The organism is Francisella sp. SYW-2 (assembly GCF_008711475.1).
Lineage (GTDB): Bacteria > Pseudomonadota > Gammaproteobacteria > Francisellales > Francisellaceae > Francisella > Francisella salimarina.
Window position 1 is genome coordinate 140,290 of the sequence record NZ_VXKO01000001.1, and the last position, 18,808, is coordinate 159,097.

Below are 18,808 nucleotides of genomic sequence, written 5' to 3' on the forward strand. Positions count from 1 at the left end.
CCTAGTAATAATTCAAATTTTATATTTCTAAAGCTCTATTAATAATTTCTTCTTGCTGCTTAACATACAAAGCGTGGTAACCGACTGCAGGAGTAGATGATCTTTCCCTTGCTACACACAGCAACTCTTGGTTTTTAGATACAAGCTTCTCTATAAAGTGTCTAATATTGTACCAAGCTCCTTTATTCTGCGGTTCTTCTTGCAACCATACAACTTTGTCAACTTGCTTATATTTTGCAAAGATATTTGCTAATTCCTCTTGTGGGAATGGATATAGCTCTTCGAGTCTTACTACAGCAATATCCTTATGAGTATCTTGCTTTTTAGCAATCAAATCATAATAAACTTTACCATTACAAAGTATTAATTTCTTAACTTTATTTTCACTAGCATTTGCATCATCTATAATAGGCTCAAACTTACCTTTTGAAAGCTCTTCTAGTGTAGACACAGCCATAGGATTTCTTAATAAACTCTTAGGTGTCATTACGATCAATGGCTTTCTAAGCGGTCTAATCACTTGACGTCTTAATAAATGATAAATTTGTGCTGGTGTTGTAGGTGTACACACTTGCATATTTTTATTGGCACATGAACTCAAGAATCGTTCTAAACGCGCTGAAGAGTGCTCAGCACCAGCACCTTCTTGACCATGAGGCAAAAATAATGTCAAGCCAGACAAAATACCCCATTTTTCTTCTGCTGCCACTAAGAATTGATCTATTACAACCTGAGCAGTATTTACGAAGTCACCAAACTGCGCCTCCCAAATTACTAGAGAGTCGGGACTATAGCAACTATAACCATATTCAAAGCCTAACACTCCATACTCTGAAAGTGTAGAATCAATAATATCAAACCTAACATTTTCATTAATATGCTTCAGTGGTACATATTCTTTTAGCTGAGAACTAGTGTTCATGTTTTTAACAACAGCATGTCGATGAGAGAAAGTACCCCTACCACTATCTTCTCCAGATATTCTTACTGAATAACCTTCATCAAGTAGTGTTGCATAAGCAAGAGATTCTGCAAATCCCCAATTTAAAGGAAGCTCTCCGTTTGCCATCTTCACTCTATCTGTTAATGCCTTTTTAACTTGCATCTGCGCCTTAACTTCTTCAGGCACTTCACTCATTCTTAATGCTAGCTCTTTAAGACCTTCTTCTGCTATTGCGTTATAGCTATATTTAGTTTCTTGCTTACCTATATAAGGAAGCCAATCACAAACATTAAGTTTGTCTTTCACTGTTTTTCTATCAAGAATATCTATCGTAACTTTACCATTATCAAGCTTACTACGATAATTAGCATTCAACTGTGCAAGAAGGCCTGCATCAATAGCACCTTCGTTGATAAGTTTTTCACTATATAACTTTAATGTTGTAGGAAGCTTCTTAATTACCTCGTACATTTGTGGCTGAGTTCCTGATGGCTCATCAGTTTCATTATGTCCATTCCTACGATAACAAACCAAATCAATAACCACATCCTTATTGAATTTCATACGATACTCAAGAGCTATATCAGCAACCTTAAGAACAGCCTCAGGATCATCACAGTTTACATGAAATATTGGTGCATCAACCATCTTAGCAATATCAGTAGAATAATTACTACTTCTATTTACACCAAATGTACTACTAGTTGTAAACCCAACCTGGTTGTTAACCACAAGATGAACCGTACCACCAGTTCCATATGCTTCTGTGAGTGAAAAACCAAAAGTTTCCATAACAATACCTTGTCCACAGAAAGCCGAATCACCATGTATCAATATAGGTAAAACCTTGTTATGAACATTACCATCTAGCTTATCTTGTATAGCTTTAGCTGCACCTTCAACCACAGGGTCAACAGTTTCAAGATGTGAGGGGTTAAATGCTAGTGCAATTTTTGCCTCTTTACCATCAACACACCTATAATTCGAGTATCCCATATGGTACTTAACGTCACCAGATAAACTTTTTTCACTTTGCTTACCTTCAAACTCTTCAAACAAATCCTTAGGATTTTTACCCATCACATTTACAAGAACATTTAAACGTCCTCTATGAGCCATACCTAGCTGAATGAATCTTGTTGAGTGTCTAGAAACTGCTTTTTCAATAACATGCTGAAGTGAAGGGATTAGGGATTCACCACCCTCTAAGCCAAATCTCTTCTGACCAACATACCTTAGAGCTAAATATTTCTCTAACCCTTCAGCTGCGACTAACTGCTGTAAAATCCATTTCTTATCTGATTGAGACGTAGACAAGTTTTTTTCAATCTTGTCTTGAAGCCATAATTTTTCTTCTTTATTTCCTATGTATCTATACTCATAGCCGACACTAGACTCATAAATTGATTTAGCTTTTTCTACCACTTCTTTCAGACTAATAGCTTTATTATCAGTAAAATCACCAAGATTAACCTTTTCAGACAAGTCTTTTTCAGAAAGTCCATGAGCAGACAATTCCAAATCAGAATCTCTCTGGTATTTCATTAGTCCTAATGGATCAATATTTGCTGATTTATAGCCATGTGAACGATAGGCTTTGACAAGAGCCTTAGCCTTTAGCCCAACATCTCCTTCGCCATTAACGATAGCTGTGGATGTAGCTTTATTTTTAGCCAGAAACTTAAACTCATCTACCAAATCACGATGTACAGTATCAGTTGAGCTAGCTATAGAATCAAAAAAGGACAACCATTTTGGATCAATATCCTCATAGTTGCCCATTACATAGTCATCATATATTGATTCAAGATACTCTAGATTACCTCCGAAGAGCTGGGTTGTTTCCAACCATTGACTAAAATCCGGTTGTTGTTTTTTCATATAAATACCTAAATAACAGGTTTTAAATTTTACACATTTTTACTTAGTAGTGCTGACCTAATCTTACCAATTGCTTCTGTAGGATTAAGACCTTTAGGACACACAGATACACAGTTCATAATTGTTCTACATCTAAAGAGACTAAAAGGATCTTTCAAATCATCTAATCTCTGCTCTGTAGCTGTATCTCTTGAGTCTGCGATAAACCTATATGCCTGCAATAAGCCTGACGGACCTATAAACTTATCTGGATTCCACCAGAATGATGGGCATGAAGTAGTACAACATGCACATAAAATACACTCATAAAGACCATCAAGCTTAGCTCTATCTTCAGGAGATTGTAATCTTTCCTTAACTGGTGGCTCTTCATCATTAATAAGATATGGTTTTACTTTTTCATAGTTTTTATAAAACTGCTTCATATCAACAATCAAATCTCTAACCACAGGTAAACCCGGCAAAGGATTAACCTTGATTGGCTGCTTCAACTCGCCAACTGAAGTAATACAAGCCAAGCGATTTTTACCATTAATATTCATACCATCAGAACCACAAACACCTTCTCTACAAGATCTTCTCATAGCTAATGTAGGGTCTTGCTCCTTAATGAGCTCAAGAGCTGTTAAAACTTTAACACCCTCATTTTCTACCGTAATAGTATATTCATCATAATATGGCTTTTTATCTACTTCTGGATTATATCTATAAATTTTAAATCTTACGTCCATTACACTAAATCCTCGTAATTAATACTTACGTTCTGCTGGTTGGAAAGCTTTAACCTTAGTAGGTGACATATTCACATCACGCTGTGATGTTTTATCACCATCTAAGAAATATAGCGTATGCTTCATCCAGTTTTTATCATCTCTATCAGGATAGTCTACTCTTGAGTGCGCCCCTCTAGACTCTTTTCTTTCAAGAGCCAACTTCGCAGTTGCTATCGCAGTTAATACTAGGTTATCTAGCTCTAGCGCTTCTATTCTCATCATATTGAAAACTCTAGAATTATCTTCAAGAACTGCATTATCCAGCCTTTCTCTAATCTTAAATAGCTTATCGAGACCTTCTTTCATTGTGCTTTCCTGTCTAAACACAGAAAAATACTGCTGCATTGTTTGTTGCAACTCTTTTCTAAGTACCGCGATCTTTTCTTGACAACCTCTCTGCTCAGAAGTATCCCACTTTGTGATTCTAGCAGTTGCTTTCTCAACATTCTCTTGCGAAACTTCTTTCATAGGCATACCTTCTTTAAGGCTTTGTTCAGCGTGCATACCCGCAGCTCTACCAAATACTACCAAATCTAACAATGAGTTACTACCAAGCCTATTAGCACCATGAACTGATACAGAAGCACATTCTCCAACAGCATATAAGCCGCCAATAACTTTATCTTCACCATCAACTTGAGTAATCACTTGGCCATGCTTATTAGTTGGTATACCTCCCATCTGATAATGACAAGTAGGTACAACAGGTATCGGTTTTTCTACAGGATCAATTCCAGCAAAAGTTCTACCCAATTCTCTAACTGTAGGAAGCCTTTCATCAATGACATCTTCACCCAAGTGTGTTAAGTCTAACCAAACACAGCTTGTACCGGAGAAAGTATCGCCTCGACCCTCCATAATTTCTTGCTGCGACGCACGAGATACAACATCACGACAAGCAAGATCCTTAGCATTTGGAGCATATCTCTCCATGAATCTTTCACCATCTTTATTACGCAACACACCACCTTCGCCACGGCATCCTTCAGTAACAAGAACTCCAGCTCCTGCAATACCAGTTGGATGAAACTGCCAAAACTCCATATCCTGAAGAGGAAGGTCAGCTCTTAGTGCCAGACCCATACCATCGCCAGTATTAATATAAGCGTTAGTACTAGACTCATATATACGTCCAGCTCCACCAGTAGCCAAAATTGTGATCTTAGCCTTTAAGAAAACAGTTTCTCCTGTTTCGATACTTAAAGCTATGACACCTGCGACACTTCCATCATCAGCTTTAACTAAATCAACAGCAAACCACTCTGTATAAAAATCTGTTTTATGAGCCAAATTACCTTGGTATAAAGTATGTAAAAGAGCATGACCTGTTCTATCGGCTGCCGCACAGGTTCTCTCAGCTTGATTAGCTGGGTCATAGTTTCTTGACATACCACCAAATGCTCGCTGATATATCTTACCATTTTTGAGTCTTGAGAAAGGCATACCCATATGCTCTAGCTCAATAATTGATTGTGGAGCATGCTCACACATATACTCTATAGCGTCCTGATCACCAATATAATCAGAACCCTTAACAGTATCATACATGTGCCACTTCCAATCATCTGAAGGAAGATCATCATCAAAATCTATATTCCCCAAAGCTGCTGCGATACCACCCTGAGCCGCAACCGTGTGCGATCTAGTAGGGAAAACTTTAGAAACAACAGCTGTTTTAAAACCTGACTGCGAAAGCTGGAAAGATGCTCTCATACCAGCACCACCTGCTCCTATTACAATAGCGTCAAATTCTTGCGTAGCTATACTCATAAAAATAACCTCTTAGTAAAAAAATAAAACTGCAAACAACCAAAAAAAGCAGAATACATAAACTAAAACAAAACTCAGCATAACAAGAGCTGATGCCCAAGCACACTTAATGTAGTCACCACAGATAATCCAAATACCTACCCAAGCATGAAAAAACATTGCCAAATAAGCCATCAATGTAGCAACTCTGAAGAACATACCATCAGTAAACAAACCTCTCCAGCTATCGTAATTAAGAGTTCCTGAGTAGGACAAACATAAAGCCTCAACGATAAGATAACCAAAATAAGCCGCAATAATTACTGCAGTAACTCTTTGTACAAAAAAGTCTTTAATACCCGATGAAGTTAATGAAATTACAGCCATAAGTAGCACCCCCATAAAATAGCCGATAAAACACCTAATACAATAACTAATAGCGAAGTAAATTTAGCAACCTTCATACTTTCACCAAAGCCCAAATCCATGATCATGTGTCTAACACCTGCGTAAACATGATATGTAATAGATGACAAAAAAAGCCAAAAAAACACGCTACACCAACCTTTGGTTAATATAGCAACTGTTTGCTGGTAGCCATCAGGACCCGCTAGAGTATAGTTCATACCAACCACTGCCAAAGGGATTGCAAAAATCAACACCACACCAGAGATACGGTGTAGTATAGAACTAATGGCGGTGATAGGAAACTTATAAGATTTAATTGACATTAAATCAACATTTGTAATTCTTTTCATGCTCGACATTCCTCCGAAGCAATTTTTATATGTATATCAGTAAATTGGATGTAAACCAATGTCATACCACAACCCTTAAATAATATATTTTTACTAAAACAAATTCAAATACTTAAACAGTTTTTTAATCCTTATTTAGTTTAAATTACAACAACACAAGCTACAAAACATTATCACATATAGCGAGAACACTTTAGGCTTATATTTTTTTTATTTGCAAAAGAGAAATCTTTAGCTTATTATTCCCCTGTAACGATACCTAATAAGCATATTTTTAAAAGGTATCTTTTTATTGCAAACCACTTGCATTGTATTTTTTGATCAACTCACTTGGAGGCCTATTAATGAGTAAATATGCAACTCTTAAGTATGCAGAAAAAAATATTGAAATAGAATTACCAGTCTACACTCCTAGCCTTGGTAATGACTGCATCGATGTATCATCTCTGGTAAAGCATGGTGTCTTTACTTACGATCCTGGATTTATGTCAACTGCTGCGTGTGAGTCTACAATCACATATATCGACGGTGGCAAAGGTGTTCTTCTTCACAGGGGCTATCCAATAGAAGAATGGACACAAAAATCAAACTACAGAAGTCTTTGCTATGCTTTAATATATGGAGAGCTTGGCAATGATACTCAAATCAACGATTTTAGAAGCGAAATCATTTCAAAAATGCCAGTATGTGAGCATGTCAAAGCTGCTATATCGTCTATGCCACAGCATACACACCCAATGTCTGGGTTAATTGCTGGTGTTAATGTATTAGCTGCTGAGCATATACACAATGGTCAAATAGAAGCTCAAGACGATGTTGCTAAAAATATTGTTGCTAAAATTGCTACTATTGCAGCAATGGCTTACAGACATAACCAAGGCAAAAAGTTCTTAGAACCTAAGAAAGAGTATGGCTACGCAGAAAACTTTATCTATATGATGTTTGGTGAAGATGAAAACTTTAAACCTGACGAGCTACATGTTAAGGCTATGGATACTATCTTCATGCTTCATGCTGATCATGAACAAAACGCTTCAACATCAACCGTTAGACTTTCTGGTTCAACTGGTAACTCTCCTTATGCTGCTATCATTGCTGGTATTACTGCTCTATGGGGTCCTGCTCATGGCGGTGCTAATGAAGCTGTATTAAAGATGCTATCAAAAATTGGTAGCGTTGATAATATCGACAAATTCATCGAGAAAGCGAAAGATAAAAATGATCCATTTAGGCTAATGGGCTTCGGGCATAGAGTATACAAAAACACTGATCCGAGAGCCACAGCTATGAAAGCTAACTGCGAAGAAATTCTAGCTAAGCTAGGTAACAGTGACAACCCGCTTCTTGCCATAGCTAAAAAATTAGAAGAAATTGCCCTACAAGATAGCTATTTTATCGATAGAAAACTTTTCCCGAATGTAGATTTCTACTCAGGAATTATCTTAAAAGCTATGGGTATCCCAGAAAGCATGTTTACAGCGATATTTGCTCTTGCAAGAACTTCTGGCTGGATATCTCAATGGATCGAAATGGTTAATGATCCTGCACAAAAAATTGGGCGTCCAAGACAGTTATACACTGGTGCAACTAGTAGAGATCTTTAATTTAATCAAAACTACATTCTTATTTTATTTACTTTTCTATCCAATTAAACTACGATTCCTTTATCAGTAAATTTCTACCTTATGTATAATGAATAGCTCTCCAACATTTGGTGAAAAGTTAGTCGCACCATTTAAACAGCCTAAAATGCTTACAATGCTAATCCTTGGCTATGCATCAGGATTGCCTTTGATGCTTACAGCATCATCCTTACTACTTTGGTATCGAGATAGTGGCATCAACATTCAAAATATAAGCTTCCTAACACTAATAGCTATACCATATACTTTCAAATATTTATGGGCCCCATTTCTTGATAAAATCAATATCTTAAACATAGGTAGGCGCAAAGGATGGATACTTACAACACAAGTAACTCTAATAATACTAATCGCGTTCATGAGCCAATTATCCCCTGCAAATCAACCTCTTTTGATTGCATTCATTGGCTTTATGATATGCTTTACATCTGCAACACAAGATATTGCTATCAACGCATACCAAACAGAAGTCCTAAACGAAAGAGAGAAAGCTTTAGGTAACGCTATAGCAGTAATGGGTTACCGCATCGCCATGCTTGTTACAGGCTCATTAGTATTAATATTTGCTGACTACTATAGCGGAGGTGCCGAACCTATAAAAATATGCACTCCCAAACTTACCGAATACTACGGTACAAGTACCTTATTTACCAATATTGATATAGTTTCAACTCAGAACCTTATATCTAATGGTTGGAGCTTAGCTTTAGTAACAATACTTGCATTTTTTATAATTTGCCCACTATATTGCATATTCTTGAGAGAATCCGCATCAACTATTGCTCCAAAAAACTTTAAAGAAGCCTTTACAGAACCCTTTATCGAATTCTTTAAACGACAAGGAATTAAAACAGCAATCATAATACTGTTAATAATAATTGGTTATAAGCTTGCAGATGCGATTGCGTTCTCACTTAATACGGTCTTTTTCGCCGACTTAGGCTTTGATAAAACCACGATAGCTGTTTCATACAAAGCCTTCTCATTAGCAGCCACACTAATAGGACTTATTACCGGTGGATTAATCGCTAACAAGATAGGAATTTTTAAAAGTTTTCTTTTCTTTAGCATTATTATGGCGTCAGCAAATCTAATGTACGTACTACTCGCAATCGTTGGTAAGAACTACTACTTAATGGTAAGCTCTGTTGCTGTCGAATACTTTTGTGGAGCAATGGGCACAGCAATACTTGTTGCAATGATAATGAGCCTTGTAAATATAAAGTTTTCAGCAACCCAATTTGCCGTACTTAGTTCGATTGACTCACTAGGAAGAGTTCTTGTAGGACCATTTGCCGGATATGTTCAAAGCCACTATAACTGGGAAGGACTCTTCATTGCTAGTTTCATAATCGGCATACTAATATCTACAATCATTTACATCTTCAGAAACAGAATCAAATTAATGGCAAATATTGAATAGGTTAACTCACTTATCTTTTCTGAAAAACAATAAAGAAATAATAAAAACTATCCATGGTAGCAAAAGAATCGCTAACACAACATTTTTTGTAATAGCAGTTATCTGAAGACTTGGGAATAATATAATTACCACCAAAACAAGAACTATAGAAAGCACACCTGCTATAAAAGAGAAAAGTGGTAGATTATTCTTAATCATCTATAACAGCCTATTTTGAAAACTGCTCAGAAACAAACTCCCAATTTACAATATCCCACAGAGACTCAACATACTTAGGTCTAGCATTGCGGTAATCGATATAGTATGCATGCTCCCAAACATCAAATGTTAGTAATGGCTTTTTACTCTCTGTTAAAGGACAACCTGCATTACTAGTAGTCACAATTTCAAGTTTACCATCAGTATTTTTAACTAGCCATGCCCAACCAGATCCAAATGTAGTCACTGCAGCTTTTGAAAACTGCTCTTTAAAACCATCTATTGACCCAAAAGTCTCAATTATAGCTGCTTTCAATTGACTAGATGCCTCAGTCTTATTAGGTGTTAGACAGTTCCAGTAAAATGTGTGATTATATACTTGAGCAGCATTATTAAATATACCACCGGAAGAAGTTTTTACTATTTCTTCCAAATTTTTACCAGCATGTTCTGTACCTTCAACCAAATTGTTTAGGTTTGTCACGTACGTTTGATGATGCTTACCGTAGTGATACTCAATCGTTTCTTTTGAAATAGTAGGCTCTAGTGCATCTAGTGCATAAGGTAGTTTTGGTAATTCAAATTTCATTTAATCATTCTCCTCGAACTAATTGAAGTTAATTATTATAGCATCTTAGTACTATACCCGTTTAGTATAATATGCTATCATTTTTTAGATAAAATTTCTAAGCTTAGTTGTTTAATCAAATAAAAAGGAAATAAATATGTATACACCTGAAGAGCAAAAAGTTGTTGATAGAATAGAAAAACAACTTAAAGAAAATGACATTATACTATACATGAAAGGCTCTCCAAACCTTCCTCAATGTGGCTTCTCTGCTCATGCTGCCACAGCTGTTAGATCATGCGGAAAACCATTCGCTTTTGTCAATATCTTAGAAAATCCTGACATCAGAGCTATTCTACCAAAATATGCAGACTGGCCAACCTTTCCTCAACTATGGGTAAAAGGTGAATTAGTGGGTGGATGCGATATAATCATGGAAATGAATGAATCTGGCGAATTGAAAGAGCTTATAGAATCAATCTAATCATCTATCACTTATCTTTGTCCAAGCATCTATGCCATATTTACCCGTTGGCTTATATGCACTCATGGTACACAAGCTTGACTCAGGACCGATATTACATCTATATAAATCATTACCTACAGCAACTACGGTGCCTCCCTTATAGTCTTCAATACTATATGGATAAATATACTCAGCACCACTAGGTTTAATCTCCTGTCTATCTGCTGCAACATGAGTGATATCATTTGTAATATTGCTCCATGCCAAAAATCCTTTCTTATTCATGGGACTATAGGATAAGTCATTACAGTATCTTTCTTTCTGACATTCAAACTCTCTTCCTTCAGCTAGCACTATTTGCCCAACCTTATAACTTCCCATTCCCTTTGGATAATTAGCTACCTCACCTGCTTTTAATTTATATTTCTTGTTTTTTGAAGACTTTTTAGTATTATTCGACTTAAGCTCTTGCCATGCAAGATCGCCATATAAACCATTAGGAATATAAGCATCATCATTACAAAGCTTAATTTCTAGCATAGACTTACATTTATACATCTTACCCGCAAAACTTACTATAGTATCAGCATCATAAGTTCCGATGTTATATGGATACCTAATAATATGTGTATCTCCAATATACTTTTGTGGCTGTATAGAGCGTTTATTTACACTATCAGCCTGACTATCCATATAAATATTCGAAAGTACTGCTGGCAATTTAATACTGGCTATTATATTAGTAGTACTCCAAGGCTTATGTTTATAATCATCACTCAAATCTTCTAATTTAATATTACTTGCATCAAAATCCATACTCCAAATAGCGAATCCTGCAAATGATGCCTTATTTTCTTTCATCAACGTGACTGCTTGATTTATTTTAGATTCTGATAACACATATATCCTTCCTCCATGAACAGCACCCTGTGTAGCAGGAATAACAAAAACAAGCTTTTCGGGAGATATAACAATAGGTTTATCTACCTTACTATATTTAGGCTTATTTACTTTAAAACCATCTTGAGTCGTCAGTGCCCAAGCAAGCGAAGCTATAAACTTATCATAACCATCAATTGGTGAAATCTTAACATAATCATTATTAACATTTTTATCAAACCCTATAATTCCCTCAGATGGCTTCCCTGAGAAAGTACTTACAAACAGGTAATTTATTTTATCCATACCAATAGCATCTAATAACTCAACATAACCACTTTCTCTATACAAGTTATCTTCACCATTTTTTGCTAATGGCGCAACAATATATTCCCACTCAGGTGAGAAAGTTAACCAAAACTGCTTATTATTTTTCCTAAGACTTGATATTAAGCTACTTATTTTCATAGCTGCAATTTCAACTGTTTTGTCATTCTTTGGAATAGCTGAATGTGGTAAATTGAAGTTTACACCATCAAAACCATACTCTTTAACAACACTAGCTAAATTATCAAAATTCACAGCTTGCCAATCAATATGAGAAGATTCCCCGCCAATTGAAACAATAACATGCTTTCCTTTTGACTCCATATAGCCAATAAACTCTTTAAGCTCTTCTGGGCTATACAATCTATCTGAGCTCCTATTTTTTTCACCAAATGAAAGCTCAAACCCTTTCCCGTGTATATATGTTGCATATGCTGCTATTATCACATTATACTTACATACTTCGGGGTTTTGCTCACAATACTCTTTAGTTTTTGGCATAGCTATATCTACAGGGGTTGTATTAATCTGCTTACCAACAGTATCATAAGAGCTACTTTTAGCCCATAAGGGTAAAATTCCTGCGATAACTGGACCTTTTATTGTTTTATCGACTTGTGCACAAGCATTATTATAAATACACTCTCTAAGACTCTTAGCAAATGCTCCTGAACTATGCTCAGAATCTCCATATAAATCAGCGGCATAGTCAGTATTTAGAGACCAGCCTGTTACGCCTGCGAACCTTGGTTTAAACTTAAGCTTCTCAAACTGGGGCAACATGAGTTTAACAGCCTGCTCAGTTGTTAATGACAAAGTAGCATTTCCTTCAGGATGATATACTGTATTTGTGCCTCCTGAAACTGCATTTGTTGGCTCACCTATCAAAATTTTAGTATGAATTGGGATATGCAGGTCATTGACAATTCTTGAATAGCTACCAGCTATAAAGCCAGGTTCATATTCAGGATATGAGTCATACTCTTGAATAAATAAATAATCTATATATCCACTCTGGATGACTTTGTCATAGTCATTACTCTTACCCGTTGTCACTAGCTTATAGTCATTTACTTGAGGCTCTGCAACAATTACAATTTTTGAATCCAGTTTCTTTATATCAAGAGAAAGCTGATTAATAAAATCTGCTGAAGTAAACTTTCTAAAACTATAAACAATTCCATCAATATTATTTTTATGTAAAAAATTAACAATATTATTTGCTAAAGTGTTAATTTGAGCTTCTGTCATTTTTTTACCAAAAACTTTTGGCTCAATATCTGTTTTACTTACGCCAGGATGAAATGTATTTGGAACACCTCCCACTGCTAGTAACACTTTCATTCCAGATTTTTTAGCTTGTCTAACTTTATCTATGATAGTCTGTATCGATGTGGGACTAGAAGTATAAAGACCTATGTCAGTACCATATACCTCACCATAAGCAATAACAACAACATTATACCCATCACTCTTTACCTTCTGAATATCGACTCTAGAGGTAGAGCCAGGCGTTCTAACATCCAAAAATCCTGCTATGATTCTATCTGGAAGCAGATTCGCTTTAGAAATATTTCTTTGTGTTCCTGCAACAGACTCTGCAGCTACATAAAAAGGTATAGTCAAAAAGCAAAATACAACCAGAGTAAAAAATCTTTTCATTACTATATAAATATAAATACTAATTACATAATTATAAATAATTCTATATAAATATGTTAACAATAGTCATTTTTTAATTACACTTATTATCATATAAATCAAACAACTGATTTAATACCTTGACTAAAATGGAACAAGATGTAGAAGAAAATTAGATAACTAGTAGAACTTTTTAGTCGTCTTTTGAGTAATATAATCCTTTAGAAGAATTAAGCGCCTTAAGACGAGCATCAGCCTCTTGAAGCCTTTTTGTCGCAGCTTCAATATCAAGCTTAGAAGCATCTGGCTTCTTAAGAGCTTCTTGTGCTCGCTTCCTAGCTTTCTCTGCTTCTGCTTGATTTAAATTTTCAGCCCTTTCCATATCGTCAACCATAATTGTAACGCGAGTAGGAGTAACTTCAACAATGCCACCTGAAACATATAGCACATCAGTATGTTCATCTTTTCTTATATTTACAACACCCGCAGGGAGAGTAGATAAAAGTTCAGTATGTCCATACGCTATACCCATCTCTCCAGCAGATCCGCGAAGACTTACAATATCAGCCTCACCTTTAAATACTGAACCTTGAGGACTAACAACATCAACTTTTAGGTATTTTTTTGTCATATCTACACCCTATTATAGAGTTTTTGCCTTCTCAATTGCTTCTTGAATTGAACCAACCATATAGAAAGCTTGCTCAGGTAAGTGGTCATACTCACCATTAACTATAGCTTTAAAACTCGCTACAGTATCTTTAAGTGACACAAACTTACCAGGGTTACCAGTAAATACTTCAGCAACATGGAATGGCTGGGATAAGAATCTTTGAATCTTACGAGCTCTATCAACTGTTTTCTTATCTTCGTCAGATAATTCATCCATACCAAGAATAGCAATGATATCTTTCAGCTCTTTATACCTTTGAAGTACTTTCTGTACAGCACGAGCAGTTTCATAATGCTCCTGTCCAACTACTAGTGGATCTAACTGTCTAGAAGTTGAGTCTAGTGGATCTACAGCTGGATAAATACCTAACTCTGCAATTTGACGCGATAATACAATAGTCGCATCTAAGTGTGAGAACGTCGTAGCTGGTGATGGATCCGTTAAGTCATCTGCAGGTACATATACAGCCTGAACTGATGTAATAGAACCTGTCTTAGTAGATGTAATACGCTCTTGTAAAGCACCCATCTCAGCAGCAAGTGTTGGCTGGTAACCAACTGCTGATGGCATACGTCCTAGTAGTGCTGATACTTCTGTGCCGGCAAGAGTATATCTATAAATGTTATCAATAAACATCAAGACATCGCGCTTCTCGTCACGGAAACCTTCAGCAATTGTTAGACCACTAAGAGCCACTCTTAATCTGTTTCCTGGTGGCTCATTCATCTGACCATATACCAAGGCAACTTTATCTAATACATTAGAGTCTTTCATTTCATAGTAGAAGTCGTTACCTTCACGAGTTCTTTCACCAACACCAGCAAATACAGAATATCCACTATGCTCTTTAGCAATGTTGTTGATAAGCTCCATCATTGTAACTGTCTTACCAACACCAGCACCACCGAAGAGGCCTACTTTACCACCTTTTGCAAATGGACAAATAAGATCAACTACTTTGATACCTGTTTCTAATATTTCAGTACTTAGTGCAAGCTCATCATAAGCAGGAGGAGCTTGGTGTATAGATCTTGTCTCTGTGTATTGAACAGGTCCAGCCTCATCGATAGGCTCACCTAATACGTTCATAATACGACCTAAAGTACCTTGACCTACTGGCACAGAGATTGGAGCATTTGTGTTTTCCACAACCATTCCGCGTCTTAAACCATCACTAGAACCCATAGCGATAGTACGTACTACGCCATCACCAATCTGTTGTTGTACTTCTAGCACTAAACCTGTTTCATTTACATTTAAAGCATCATATACTTTTGGAGTGTTATCTCGAGAAAACTCTACATCAATAACAGCACCAATTACTTGAATAATTTTACCTGTACTCATTTACCTCTCCTAAACTGCTGCCGCACCTGAACAAATTTCCGCAAGCTCTTGGGTAATCATAGCTTGTCTTACCTTGTTGTAATCTAATTTTAACTGATCAATAATATCACTAGCATTATCAGTTGCATTTTTCATAGCCATCATACGAGCTGCTTGCTCACATGCTGCATTTTCCAATATTGCGCCTCTAACTTGAGCTTCGATATACCTAATACACAGAGCATTTAATACTTCTTCTATATCCCTCTCATAGATATAGTCCCAATGACCTTTAGAAGCATTTTTTTTGTTTTCTTTTAGCTCTTCTTCTGTGAAGATATCTTGTATAGGTAATAGCGTCTGCAATCTTGGCTTTTGCTTAATTGTACTAACAAACTCGTTACTACTCATATATAGTCTATCTATCTCACCAGCAGTAAACTTGTCTAACATCACTTTAACAGCTCCGCTAATAGCCCTAATACTGCCTTCTTTATCTTTATCGTTATAATGAGCTGTAGCCACTACATTTACATCTTTTAGCTTTGCAAAAAAGCTTGCTGCTTTTGAACCAATTACGCAGACATCAATCTCAACTCTATCTTCAACATTCTTTTTGATATTTTTAAGAACATGCTTAAACAAGTTAATATTAAGCCCACCACATAGGCCTCTATCAGTAGATGTAACTATATAGCCAACCCTCTTAACTTCTCTATCGAATAGATAAGGGTTCGGATAATCTATACTTGCAGATGTAACATTTTTGATAATAGTATTTGCACTTTCAACATAAGGGCGAACATTGTTCATCTTAACAATAGCTCCTCTCATCTTACTAGCCGCAACTAATTCCATAGCACCAGTGATCTTTTGTGTATTTTTAACACTCGATACCTTGGATTTTATTTCTCTAGCGTTAGACATAGTCTATACTCCTATTACCAAGCTTGATTTGCTTTACAATCTTCAACAATTGTTTTTAACTTGTCAGCTATCTCAGCATCATATTTGCCTGTCTCATTAATTTCTGCAACCACTTCTGCATAATTACTTTCTGCAAGAGCATGTAGCGCAGATTCAAATGGAATCACTTCAGAAACTTCTAGACTATCTAGATAACCATTATCAGCCGCATACAAAGATAGCGCCATCAATGCAATTGATAATGTTGAAAATTGCTTCTGTTTAAGTAATTCAGTTACTCTTTGACCTCTGTTAAGCTGTGCTCTAGTTGCTTCATCAAGATCTGATGCAAACTGTGAGAATGCTTCTAATTCTCTAAACTGAGCTAGTGCTAAACGGATACCGCCACCAAGCTTTTTAATAATCTTTGTTTGCGCAGCACCACCAACACGAGATACCGAGTTACCTGGGTTGATTGCTGGTCTTAATCCAGAGTTAAATAAGTCTGTCTCTAAAAATATCTGACCGTCTGTAATTGAAATTACGTTTGTAGGTACAAATGCAGAAATATCACCAGCTTGTGTTTCAATAATAGGTAATGCAGTTAAAGAACCAGTTTTACCTTTTACTTCACCGTTTGTGAATTTTTCCACATACTCTTCATTTACCCTAGCCGCTCTTTCTAGAAGCCTTGAGTGAAGATAGAACACATCACCAGGATACGCCTCACGTCCAGGCGGTCTTCTTAGAAGCAAAGAAATCTGTCTATAGGCCCATGCCTGCTTAGTCAAATCATCGTACACAACCAAAGCGTCTTCACCACGATCTCTAAAGTATTCACCCATAGAACACCCAGCATAAGGTGCAATATATTGCAATGCAGCAGAATCAGAAGCTGTAGCAGCTACAATAATTGTATGCTCCATAGCCCCATGCTCCTCAAGCTGTCTAACAATATTTGCAATCGATGATGCTTTTTGGCCAATCGCCACATAAATACACTTTACACCAGTACCTTTTTGGTTGATAATCGCGTCGATAGCAATGGCAGTTTTACCAATCTGTCTATCACCGATAATTAACTCTCTTTGGCCTCTACCGATTGGAACCATCGAGTCAATTGACTTAACGCCAGTCTGTAATGCCTGATCTACTGATTTTCTCCAAATCACACCAGGTGCAATTTTTTCAATTGGTGAAGAGTGATCAGTTTCAATCTCACCCTTACCATCGATAGAGTTACCCAAAGCGTCAACCACTCTACCTAAAAGAGCTTCTCCAACAGGCACCTCTAATATTCTACCTGTACAATATGCTTTATCGCCTTCTCTAATATGTTCATACTCACCTAAGACAACAGCCCCAACTGAGTCAGTATTTAGGTTTAGCGCTAAACCATATACGTCTCCTGGTAGCTTAATCATCTCACCAGCAGTTACATCATCCAAACCATAAATAGTAACAATACCATCAGCAACACTGACAATAGTACCTTCTGATTTAAGTTCAACTGAATTGTCAAACTTTTCAATTCTTTTCTTTATTAAACCACTTATTTCTGATGGACTTAATTGCATAAGCTCACTTCCTATAATTTATGATAACAAAATACTTTTTAATGTCTCTATACGACCTGATACAGAATCATCTATTACTGTATCACCAACCTTAATTACTGTTCCACCCACTATAACAGGGTCAACACTCACATTCATTTCAATAGTGCAGTTAAACTTCTCTTCAAGTTTAGCTTTTAGCTTAGTAAGCGTGCTCTTATCAGCTTTATAAGCCAAGGTAACATCTGCTACTTTTATATTATTATGTGTGTTTTTGATAGTTTCAAACTGGAATGCTATTTCAGGCAGTATAGATAACTTTTTATTTTCTGCTATTAGTGCAACAAAGTTATAAAACTTCACATCTAACTGGCCTTTTACAGCGCTTACAATCTCATCCTGAGAAATTTCAGGATTAGCAATAATAGCTGCGACAGAATCATCTTGTACTAATTCAGAAAAAGACTGAAGATGCTTTGACCATTCTTGCAGAAGATTATACTCATTTGCAAACTCAAACGCAGCCTTTGCATATGGTTTAGCAATTACACTTAGATTTGTCATGTACCTACCTTTTATACCCAAAAGTTATACTTTCTCTACGAAGTCTTTCAGAATCTTTTTACTAGATTGCTCATCAACATTTGCTGATATAATCTTACTAGCAGCCGCCATAGCCAAGCTAACAACTTCATGTTTAAGTTCTTCTTTAGCTTTGATTTTTTCTTGCTCGATTTCAGCCATAGCCATGCTTTTGATTTTATCAGCTGCTGCAATAGCCTCTTCTTTAGCTTGTTCATCTACTTTATGAGCTCTAACATAAGCATTCTCAACTATTTCAGTAGCTTTTGCTTTAGCTTCACGCAATACTTCAGCAGACTGTCTTTTGGCAACTTCTAACTCTCTAGATGCTCTATCAGCAGATGCCAAACCTTCAGCAATCTTTTCTCTACGCTCATCTAAAGCCTTGCGCAGTGGAGGCCATACAAACTTCATTGTAAAGCCAACGAAGATTGCAAATGTTATCATCTGCCCAATTAGAGTTATATTAATATCCATCTACTTATCCTTTAGATAACAAATTTATGATTTTATATT

At 36.3% G+C, this 18,808-nt stretch carries 17 protein-coding genes; 3 read left to right on the top strand and 14 right to left on the bottom strand.

Features of this window, described 5'->3' with window-relative positions; all coding sequences use genetic code 11:
- Nucleotides 1-19: 19 nt before the first annotated feature.
- From F3D57_RS00685 to sdhC, 5 genes are read right to left on the bottom strand one after another with little or no spacing between them, the layout of a single operon-like run.
- Nucleotides 20-2,824, bottom strand: coding sequence for a 2-oxoglutarate dehydrogenase E1 component (locus tag F3D57_RS00685; RefSeq protein WP_146420894.1), 2,805 nt, complete (start codon nucleotides 2,822-2,824; stop codon nucleotides 20-22).
- A 29-nt stretch (nucleotides 2,825-2,853) separates the two neighbouring features.
- Nucleotides 2,854-3,555 carry a succinate dehydrogenase iron-sulfur subunit gene (locus tag F3D57_RS00690; protein WP_013922345.1) on the bottom strand — a complete coding sequence of 234 codons (702 nt, stop codon included), beginning with the start codon at nucleotides 3,553-3,555 and terminating at the stop codon, nucleotides 2,854-2,856.
- An 18-nt stretch (nucleotides 3,556-3,573) separates the two neighbouring features.
- On the bottom strand, nucleotides 3,574-5,367 hold the full coding sequence (gene sdhA / locus F3D57_RS00695) for a succinate dehydrogenase flavoprotein subunit (protein ID WP_149368862.1): 1,794 nt from the start codon (nucleotides 5,365-5,367) through the stop codon (nucleotides 3,574-3,576).
- A 12-nt stretch (nucleotides 5,368-5,379) separates the two neighbouring features.
- Nucleotides 5,380-5,748 (bottom strand): succinate dehydrogenase, hydrophobic membrane anchor protein, encoded by a 369-nt coding sequence (gene sdhD / locus F3D57_RS00700; protein ID WP_146420897.1) that lies wholly within the window; start codon nucleotides 5,746-5,748, stop codon nucleotides 5,380-5,382.
- Nucleotides 5,724-6,104: a succinate dehydrogenase, cytochrome b556 subunit gene (gene sdhC, locus F3D57_RS00705; protein ID WP_146420898.1), complete on the bottom strand. Its 381-nt coding sequence runs from the start codon at nucleotides 6,102-6,104 to the stop codon at nucleotides 5,724-5,726. Before sdhC ends, sdhD begins: the two co-directional genes overlap by 25 nt.
- 344 nt (nucleotides 6,105-6,448) lie before the next feature.
- Here sdhC and F3D57_RS00710 point away from each other — a divergent pair, with 344 nt between their 5' ends.
- A complete protein-coding gene (locus F3D57_RS00710) occupies nucleotides 6,449-7,708 on the top strand; it encodes a citrate synthase (protein ID WP_013922341.1) in 1,260 nt (419 codons plus the stop codon).
- An 88-nt stretch (nucleotides 7,709-7,796) separates the two neighbouring features.
- Nucleotides 7,797-9,170 carry an AmpG family muropeptide MFS transporter gene (locus tag F3D57_RS00715; RefSeq protein ID WP_150464860.1) on the top strand — a complete coding sequence of 458 codons (1,374 nt, stop codon included), beginning with the start codon at nucleotides 7,797-7,799 and terminating at the stop codon, nucleotides 9,168-9,170.
- Nucleotides 9,171-9,176: 6 nt separating this feature from the next.
- Here the strand turns inward: F3D57_RS00715 and F3D57_RS00720 are convergent, their stop codons facing one another.
- Together F3D57_RS00720 and F3D57_RS00725 are read right to left on the bottom strand one after the other, a co-directional pair.
- Nucleotides 9,177-9,368, bottom strand: a complete 192-nt coding sequence (locus tag F3D57_RS00720; RefSeq protein ID WP_013922339.1) for a hypothetical protein — start codon at nucleotides 9,366-9,368, stop codon at nucleotides 9,177-9,179.
- A 10-nt stretch (nucleotides 9,369-9,378) separates the two neighbouring features.
- Nucleotides 9,379-9,957: a superoxide dismutase gene (locus F3D57_RS00725; protein WP_150464861.1), complete on the bottom strand. Its 579-nt coding sequence runs from the start codon at nucleotides 9,955-9,957 to the stop codon at nucleotides 9,379-9,381.
- Nucleotides 9,958-10,093: 136 nt separating this feature from the next.
- Here F3D57_RS00725 and grxD point away from each other — a divergent pair, with 136 nt between their 5' ends.
- Nucleotides 10,094-10,420, top strand: a complete 327-nt coding sequence (grxD, locus tag F3D57_RS00730) for a Grx4 family monothiol glutaredoxin (protein ID WP_013922337.1) — start codon at nucleotides 10,094-10,096, stop codon at nucleotides 10,418-10,420.
- Here grxD and F3D57_RS00735 read toward each other — a convergent pair whose 3' ends face one another.
- The 7 genes from F3D57_RS00735 to F3D57_RS00765 form a co-directional block, all read right to left on the bottom strand.
- On the bottom strand, nucleotides 10,421-13,270 hold the full coding sequence (locus tag F3D57_RS00735; RefSeq protein WP_150464862.1) for a glycosyl hydrolase family 18 protein: 2,850 nt from the start codon (nucleotides 13,268-13,270) through the stop codon (nucleotides 10,421-10,423). It abuts the gene before it with no gap.
- Nucleotides 13,271-13,442: 172 nt separating this feature from the next.
- Nucleotides 13,443-13,880, bottom strand: coding sequence for a F0F1 ATP synthase subunit epsilon (locus tag F3D57_RS00740; RefSeq protein WP_013922335.1), 438 nt, complete (start codon nucleotides 13,878-13,880; stop codon nucleotides 13,443-13,445).
- A 12-nt stretch (nucleotides 13,881-13,892) separates the two neighbouring features.
- Nucleotides 13,893-15,269 (bottom strand): F0F1 ATP synthase subunit beta, encoded by a 1,377-nt coding sequence (atpD, locus tag F3D57_RS00745; RefSeq protein WP_146420902.1) that lies wholly within the window; start codon nucleotides 15,267-15,269, stop codon nucleotides 13,893-13,895.
- 9 nt (nucleotides 15,270-15,278) lie between these two features.
- Nucleotides 15,279-16,175: a F0F1 ATP synthase subunit gamma gene (locus F3D57_RS00750; RefSeq protein WP_013922333.1), complete on the bottom strand. Its 897-nt coding sequence runs from the start codon at nucleotides 16,173-16,175 to the stop codon at nucleotides 15,279-15,281.
- 14 nt (nucleotides 16,176-16,189) lie between these two features.
- Nucleotides 16,190-17,731: a F0F1 ATP synthase subunit alpha gene (gene atpA / locus F3D57_RS00755; protein ID WP_150464863.1), complete on the bottom strand. Its 1,542-nt coding sequence runs from the start codon at nucleotides 17,729-17,731 to the stop codon at nucleotides 16,190-16,192.
- Between the two features lie 18 nt (nucleotides 17,732-17,749).
- Complete coding sequence (locus tag F3D57_RS00760; protein ID WP_150464864.1) at nucleotides 17,750-18,274, bottom strand: F0F1 ATP synthase subunit delta; 525 nt, start codon at nucleotides 18,272-18,274, stop codon at nucleotides 17,750-17,752.
- Nucleotides 18,275-18,298: 24 nt separating this feature from the next.
- Nucleotides 18,299-18,769, bottom strand: a complete 471-nt coding sequence (locus tag F3D57_RS00765; protein WP_013922330.1) for a F0F1 ATP synthase subunit B — start codon at nucleotides 18,767-18,769, stop codon at nucleotides 18,299-18,301.
- Nucleotides 18,770-18,808: the final 39 nt, after the last annotated feature.